The organism is Streptomyces sp. NPDC045701 (assembly GCF_056432045.1).
In genome coordinates this window covers 59,675-66,188 of sequence record NZ_JBWKJV010000030.1, presented here as the reverse complement: position 1 = coordinate 66,188, position 6,514 = coordinate 59,675, and the positions used below count along the sequence as shown (strand labels likewise).

Genomic DNA, 6,514 nt, shown 5'->3' with positions numbered 1-6,514 from the left:
ACCGGCGCGTCGAGCGGCATCGGTCTGGCCCTGGCCCGGGTGTTCGCCGGCAAGGGGTTCGACCTGGTGGTGTGCGCCGAGGACGCGGCGGTGGCGGCCGCCGCCGCCGAGCTGCGCGACCGCGGGGCCGGCGTGGTCGCCGTCCGCGCCGACCTGGCCGTGTACGACGGGGTCGAGCAGCTGTACGCCGCGGTGCTCGCCACCGGCCGTCCGGTCGCCGCCGCCGTGCTGAACGCCGGGGTGGGCGAGGGCGGGGCGTTCACCGAGGTCGACCTGGCGGACCACGCCCGGATTGTCGACCTCAACATCAGCTCGACGATCCACCTGGCGCACCGGCTGCTCCCCGGCATGATCGCGCGGGGCGGCGGCCGGCTCATGATCACCTCGTCGGTCGCCTCGATGGCCCCCGGACCGTTCCAGTCGGTGTACAACGCCTCCAAGTCGTTCCTGCAGTCCTTCGCCCAGGCGCTGCGGGAGGAACTGCGCGGCACCGGCGTGACGGTGACGGCCCTGATGCCGGGGCCCACGCGGACGGCCTTCTTCCACCGCGCGGGGATGGACGACACCCTCGTGGGACGCATGGCGAAGGAGGACCCGGCCGTCGTCGCCGAGCAGGCGTACGCGGCCCTGGCGCGCGGCCGGGGCAGGGTGACCGCCGGGTCGGCAGCGACCAAGATCCTTGGCGCGGCCGCCAAGGCGCTGCCCGACCGCCTCGCGGCCCTCGGCCAGCGGTTCCTCTCCGAGCCCCGCCCCCGGCACCTGACCGCCGTGCCGCACCGCCGTTAGCGTTCCAGCACCCGCGGGTTGGCGAGGTGGGCGAGGGGTTCGCCGCGCAGGAAGCGGGCCGCCTCGCCGGCGACGATGCGTGCCGCCTTGTGGGCCACCTCCCGGCTGGCGCCCGCGATGTGGGGGGTGAGGACGACGCCCGGCGTGGACAGCAACCGGGCGCCGGCCGGGACGGGCTCGGCGGGGAACACGTCGAACCCGGCGCCCGCGAGCTGCCCCGATTCCAGGGCGTCGCACACGGCGTCGTAGTCGACGAGCGCCCCGCGCGCGCAGTTGACGAGGACCGAGCCGGGCGGCATCGACGCGATCTCCGCGGCCCCGACCATGCCCTTGGTCTCGTCCGTCACGCGCGCGTGCAGCGAGACGATCCGCGACCGGCGCAGCAGCTCGGCCAGTGGGACGAGCCGGGCGACGCCCTCCACCGCCTCGGGCCGCACGTACGGGTCGTGCACCAGGACCTCGGCCCCCATGGCGGCCAGGACGCGGGCCACCCGGGACCCGATCGCGCCGAAGCCGACGAGGCCGACGACCGAGCCGTCGATCTCGATGCCGCAGTTGTCGTAGTCGTAGTAGTCACCGCGCCAGACGCCGTGCTTGAGGTCGGTGTGGACGTCGCCGATCCCCCGGGCGGCGGCGAGGATCAGGGCGAGGGTGTGCTCGGCGGTGGCCACGGCGTTGCGGCCGGGGGCGTAGCAGACGGCGACGCCGTGGCGGGTCGCCGCGTCCAGGTCGGCGTTGACCGGGCCGCCCCGGCTGACGCAGAACAGCTCCAGGTCGGGGCAGGCCTTCAGGACGCGCTCGGTGAGCGGGGCCATCTGGGTGAGGCAGATCCGTACGCCGCTCAGCGCCTCGACGAGTTCGTCCTCGGTGCCGGACGCCTCGTCGACCTCGGCGACCGGGCCGAAGGGCGTGTGCGGCCAGGGCAGCCGGAGCTCCCGTACGTCCAGGGCGGTGCCGTCCGGGACGGCGGCGCGCAGTTCCCGCGTCAGCAGCCCGGGCAGGACGAAGTGGTCGCCGGCGGCGAGGACGGTGGTGGTCACGGTGGTGCTCCCGTTCAGTGGGTGGTGGGGACGGCGGGTGCGTTGAGCCGCAGCAGGGACGCCTGCGCGCCGGGCAGCAGCCGCAGTTCGGTCAGTGCGCCGTTCTCCAGGGCGGGGAAGACCCGGCGGTAGCGGGCGAGCGGGATGCCGAGGAGCTCGCACAGCGCCAGGCGTACGAGGGTGGAGTGGGCGACGACCAGGACACGGCCGTTGGGGAGTTCCCTCGCGACCTCCTCCAGGCAGGCGACCGCGCGGCCGGCCGCGGCCACCGGGTCCTCGCCGCCCGGCAGGTGGTGGGCCACCGGGTCGGTCAGGAAGGCGGCCAGCTCGTCGGGGAACTCCTCGGCCATCTCCCCGCGCGTGAGCCCGTCCCCGCGCCCGAAGTCCACCTCGTACAGCCGCTCGTCGACGCGGGGGGTGAGCCCGAGCGCGGTCGCGGCGGGTTCGGCGGTGAGACGGGCACGGGACAGCGGCGAGCAGAGGACGGCGTCCAGCCGCTGTCCGGCGGCCCAGGCGCCGAGCGTGGCGGCCTGCGCGAGGCCGAGCGCGGTGAGTGGCACGTCGGTACGGCCCGCGTAGCGGTTCTCCGCGTGCCAGGCGGTCTCGCCGTGGCGTACCAGGATGAAGTCGGTCACCGCTCCACCTTTCCGCGGGCGTGTTCCGCCACGGCGGGCTCCAGCCAGCCCCGCCGGGTCAGTTCGTCGACGAAGTCGAGGTACACGGGGGTCAGCCGGGCGGTGCGGGAGGGATCGGGTGCCAGCTCCTCGCGGACGCGCACCATGGCGGCTGCCGCCGCCTCCAGGGTGGCGCCCGCCGCGGTCGCGGCGAGCACCGCCATGCCGGTGGCGCTCTCGGCGTGTTCGGGGAGGCCGACCGTACGGCCGAGGACGTCGGCGCGCAGCTGCGACCAGTACCGGTTGCGGGCGCCGCCGCCGGTGAGGGTGAGCGGGCCGTCGACGGGGGCGCCGATGTGGTCGAGGCGGTCGAGACAGAGGCGTTCGACGCAGGCGGTGCCCAGCAGCAGGGCGTGGAACTCCTCGGCGTCGCCCGCCACGTCGCCGAGGACGAACGGGGTGGCGTCGGGGGCGCGGAACGGGAACCGTTCGCCGCCCGCGCCCACGAGGGGGTAGGCGACGGCGGTGGAGCCGGTCGCGGCGGCCCCGGCGGTGAGGGCCTGCAGGTCGGCGCCTGGGAAGCGCCGGGCCAGGGCTCCGGCACCACTGCTGGAGGCGCCGCCGGGCAGCCAGGTCCCGCCGGGCCCGCGGTGGCAGTAGACCACTCCCCCGGGGTCGCGTACGAGGTGGGGGCTGACGCCCTTGAGGACGAGGGTGGTGCCGAGGACCGCGTTCCAGGCGCCGGGGGCGAGCGATCCGGCGCCGATCTGCGCGGCACAGCCGTCGGTCATGCCCGCCACGATCGGCGTGCCGGCGGGGAGCCCGGTCGCGGACGCGGCTTCGGCGCACACGGTGCCGATGACGGTGCCGGGGCGGACCACGTCCGGCAGCAGTCCGGCCGGGACGCCGAGCCGGGCCAGTTCGGCGTCCGGCCAGCGCTCGTCGACCAGGTGGTAGCCGGTCTTCAGGGCGTGGCTGGCGTCGGCGGCGACCTGGTGCCCGGCCAGCCGCCAGGTGACCAGGTCGGCCTGGTGCAGCAGCCGGGCGTCCGGGTAGTCGGTGTTGTCGAGCAGCCACAGCAGCTTGGGCAGCGCCCAGGACGGTTGCATGGTGCGGTAGCCGAGCTCGTGCCAGACGTCCTCGCCGGCCCTGTTGACACGGGCGGTGTACGCGCGGGCGCGCCCGTCGTCGTACATGAGGCCGGGGGTGAGGGGTCTGCCGCGCTCGTCGGCGAGGAGGACGGTGCCTGAGGTGGCGTCGACGGCCAGCCCCCGGATCCGTTCGGGCGCGATGCCGGTGAGGGCTTCACGGCACGCCGCCGCGACGGCGGACCACCACTGCTCGGGGTCCTGTTCGTGGCGTACGCCGTCGCGCCGGCCGGTGAGCGGGCGGGACGAGGCGGCGAGCAGCCGGCCGGTGCCGTCCACGGCGACCGCGCGGGCGCTCTGGGTGCCGAGGTCCAGGCCGATGTGGACGGCGTCGGCGGTCGGGGCGTCAGACATGCGGTACTTCCTGTGCGTCGGTGGCGGCGGGCGCCCAGCCCAGGGAGCGGGCGGCGGCGCGCCAGGTCAGGAACGCCTCGTAGCGCCGGTCGTAGTGGGCGCCGCGTTCGGGGTCGGGCTCCCAGGCGGAGCGCATGCGGACGTACTTCGCGGCGGCTTCGCGCATACCGGGCTCGGCGCCGCTGACGACGAGCCCGGTCAGGAAGGCGCCTTTGGCCCCCAGTTCTGTGTCCGCGCCGCGGGCGGTGGGGACGCCGGTGACGTCGGCGATGAGGCGGCACCACGCGTCGCTGGCGGAACCGCCGCCGCACAGGCGCAGTTCGTGGACGTCGGTGCCGGACGCCCGCAGGCAGTCGCGGACGACGAGCGACAGCCCCTCGAACACGGCGCGGGCGAGGTCCGCGGGGGTGTGGTCGAGGGACAGGCCCCAGAAGGTGCCGCGTGCGCGCGGGTCGAGGAACGGGGCGCGTTCCCCGGCGGGTGAGAGGTACGGCAGGAACGCGGGTCCGCCCGGATCGGGTGCGGTGCCGGACCCCGGTGCGCCGCGCCCGGGTGCCGTGCCGGTGCCGAACGCCAGCTCGCCGAGGGCGGCGGGCCCGTCGACGGCGAGGAGCCGGGACGCCCAGTCGAGCACCTCGGTGCCGGAGAGCGTGGGGAAGGCGCGCAGGACGCGGTCCCGGCCGCCGTAGGCGATGTTGATGCCGCACGGCTCGCCGGAGGTGTCCACCCGGGAGGCGACGATCTCGGTGCACAGGGTGGTGCCGAGAATGGCGCAGGCCTGGCCGGGTTCGACGGCCCCGGCGCCCCGGGCGGTCGCGGCGATGTCGTACGGGGCCATGACGACGGGCAGGCCGGCCGGGAGGCCCAGCTCGCCCGCGGTGTGGTGGGTGATCTCGGCGATGCGCTCGTGTTCGCCGAGCACGCGCGGCAGGAGGCGGGCGTGCGGGCCGAACCCGAACAGGTCGACGATCGCCGGGTCGTAGGCGCCGGTGGTGTGGTCGAGGAACGGGGCGGAGGCGTCGGACTCGTCGACGGCGGTCACGCCGGTGAGCTTCAGGAACAGCCAGCCGGCCGCCGTCAGGGCCGTACGGGAGCGCGCCAGGCGGTCGGGGTCGTGTGCGGCGAGCCAGCTGACCACCGCGTTGGGCATGCCGCCGCAGGTGAGGGAGCCGTTGCGGCGGTAGGCCTCCTCCAGGACCCCGTCGGCGGCCCAGCGGGTGAGCAGGTCGCCCGCGCGGCCGTCGGACCAGAGGACGGCGGGCCCGGTGGGGCGGCCGTCGGCGTCGACCAGCCAGCAGCCGTCGCCCTGGGCGGTGAAGCTCACCAGCCAGACCGGGTCGTGGCCGGGCCCCAGTTGGGAGAGGGCGCCGCGGACGGTGAAGACCACGGCGTTCCACACGGCGTCCATGTCCTGCTCGGCCCAGCCGGGCCGGGGACGCAGCACTTCGGTGCCGATCCGGGACAGTGCTGTCTCCTGCCCTTGGTCGTCGAAGACGACCGATTTGATGACGGACGTGCCGACGTCGATGGTGAGAACCGACATGACTGGAATACCTGCCCCTTCACTCGCGGACGCCAGGTAAACGCGCGGCCTGGCCGAGCGTCAATCGGCCGCGCGAATATCCCGTGAGCGGCTGTGGCCGCCGTGTGGTGGCCGCCGTGCGAGACGGCGGGCCCCCGCCGCGCGGCCGGGCGGCGGGGTGTGACCGGCGTGTTAACTTCACGTGGGATTCGCACCAGGTGGCAAGGAGCCGGACGCCATGACCCGTATGGACACCCAGGAGGAGCGGCGGCGCAGGCTGCGCGAGCTGGTCACGGCCAAGGGGTTCGTCCGGACGAACGACCTGGCCGACGAGTTCGGCGTGAGCGTGATGACCGTCCACCGCGATCTGGACGCGTTGCAGGCGCAGGGCTGGCTGCGGAAGGTGCGGGGCGGGGCGAACTGTCTGCCGTCCACCCAGTTCCACGGCAGCGTGAGCGAGCGCATGACGACGATGGCGCGGACCAAGCACCGGCTGGCACGGGCCGCCGCGGAGCTGCTGGCGCCCGGGCAGATCGTGATGCTGGACGACTCGACCACCTGTCTGAGCCTGGCGCGGCAGATGGCCGATCACACGCCGCTCACGGTGATCACCAATTCGCTGCCGGCCGTCACGGCGCTGTCCCGGGAGGCGGGGGTGTCGCTGATCGCCCTGGGGGGCACCTACTTCCCGGCGTACGACGCCTTCATGGGGCTGCACACCGCGCAGAGCGTGGAGTCGTTCCGGGCGGACGTGCTGTTCATGTCGACGACCGCGGTGACCGGTGACCGCTGCTACCACATGTCGCCGGAGACGGTGCAGGTCAAGCGGGCGATGATGGCGTCCGCCGCGCGGCGTGTGCTGCTCGTCGACCACACGAAGTTCGCCAACCAGGGCCTGTACGCGCTGGCACCGCTCACCGACTTCGACCTGGTGCTGGTCGACGACGCGACACCGGCGGCCCAGGTGCGGCGGCTGCGGGAGATAGGTGTGGACGTCCGGACGGTCGACGCGTCAGGGTGATTGGCCCGTCCATGATCACAAGGGTCGTG

6 protein-coding genes are annotated in these 6,514 nt (G+C 74.7%); 2 read left to right on the top strand and 4 right to left on the bottom strand.

All coding sequences use genetic code 11. The features are described from left to right. The coding region (locus AC07DW_RS25655; protein WP_478860040.1) for an SDR family NAD(P)-dependent oxidoreductase at positions 1-786 on the top strand (786 nt) is incomplete at its 5' end. On the opposite strand, the gene AC07DW_RS25650 is transcribed toward AC07DW_RS25655, so the two are convergent. From AC07DW_RS25650 to AC07DW_RS25635, 4 genes are read right to left on the bottom strand one after another with little or no spacing between them, the layout of a single operon-like run. Then, the gene (locus AC07DW_RS25650; RefSeq protein WP_478860039.1) at positions 783-1,826 is read right to left on the bottom strand and encodes a 2-hydroxyacid dehydrogenase; all 1,044 of its coding nucleotides are present in this window, start codon (positions 1,824-1,826) and stop codon (positions 783-785) included. The two genes, AC07DW_RS25655 and AC07DW_RS25650, sit on opposite strands and share 4 nt — an antisense overlap. Before the next feature lie 14 nt (positions 1,827-1,840). Next, positions 1,841-2,461: a histidine phosphatase family protein gene (locus AC07DW_RS25645; RefSeq protein WP_478860038.1), complete on the bottom strand. Its 621-nt coding sequence runs from the start codon at positions 2,459-2,461 to the stop codon at positions 1,841-1,843. After that, positions 2,458-3,942, bottom strand: a complete 1,485-nt coding sequence (locus AC07DW_RS25640) for an FGGY-family carbohydrate kinase (RefSeq protein WP_478860037.1) — start codon at positions 3,940-3,942, stop codon at positions 2,458-2,460. The genes AC07DW_RS25645 and AC07DW_RS25640 overlap by 4 nt, the downstream gene beginning before the upstream one ends. Continuing rightward, complete coding sequence (locus AC07DW_RS25635) at positions 3,935-5,485, bottom strand: FGGY family carbohydrate kinase (protein WP_478860036.1); 1,551 nt, start codon at positions 5,483-5,485, stop codon at positions 3,935-3,937. Before AC07DW_RS25635 ends, AC07DW_RS25640 begins: the two co-directional genes overlap by 8 nt. 217 nt (positions 5,486-5,702) lie before the next feature. Here AC07DW_RS25635 and AC07DW_RS25630 point away from each other — a divergent pair, with 217 nt between their 5' ends. Then, positions 5,703-6,485, top strand: coding sequence for a DeoR/GlpR family DNA-binding transcription regulator (locus AC07DW_RS25630; protein WP_478860035.1), 783 nt, complete (start codon positions 5,703-5,705; stop codon positions 6,483-6,485). Positions 6,486-6,514: the final 29 nt, after the last annotated feature.

Coding starts and splice junctions, on each gene's coding strand:
- AC07DW_RS25640 (WP_478860037.1), bottom strand. CDS start 3,942: ATGTCTGACGCCCCGACCGCCGACGCCGTCCACATCGGCCTGGACCTC.
- AC07DW_RS25635 (WP_478860036.1), bottom strand. CDS start 5,485: ATGTCGGTTCTCACCATCGACGTCGGCACGTCCGTCATCAAATCGGTC.
- AC07DW_RS25630 (WP_478860035.1), top strand. CDS start 5,703: ATGACCCGTATGGACACCCAGGAGGAGCGGCGGCGCAGGCTGCGCGAG.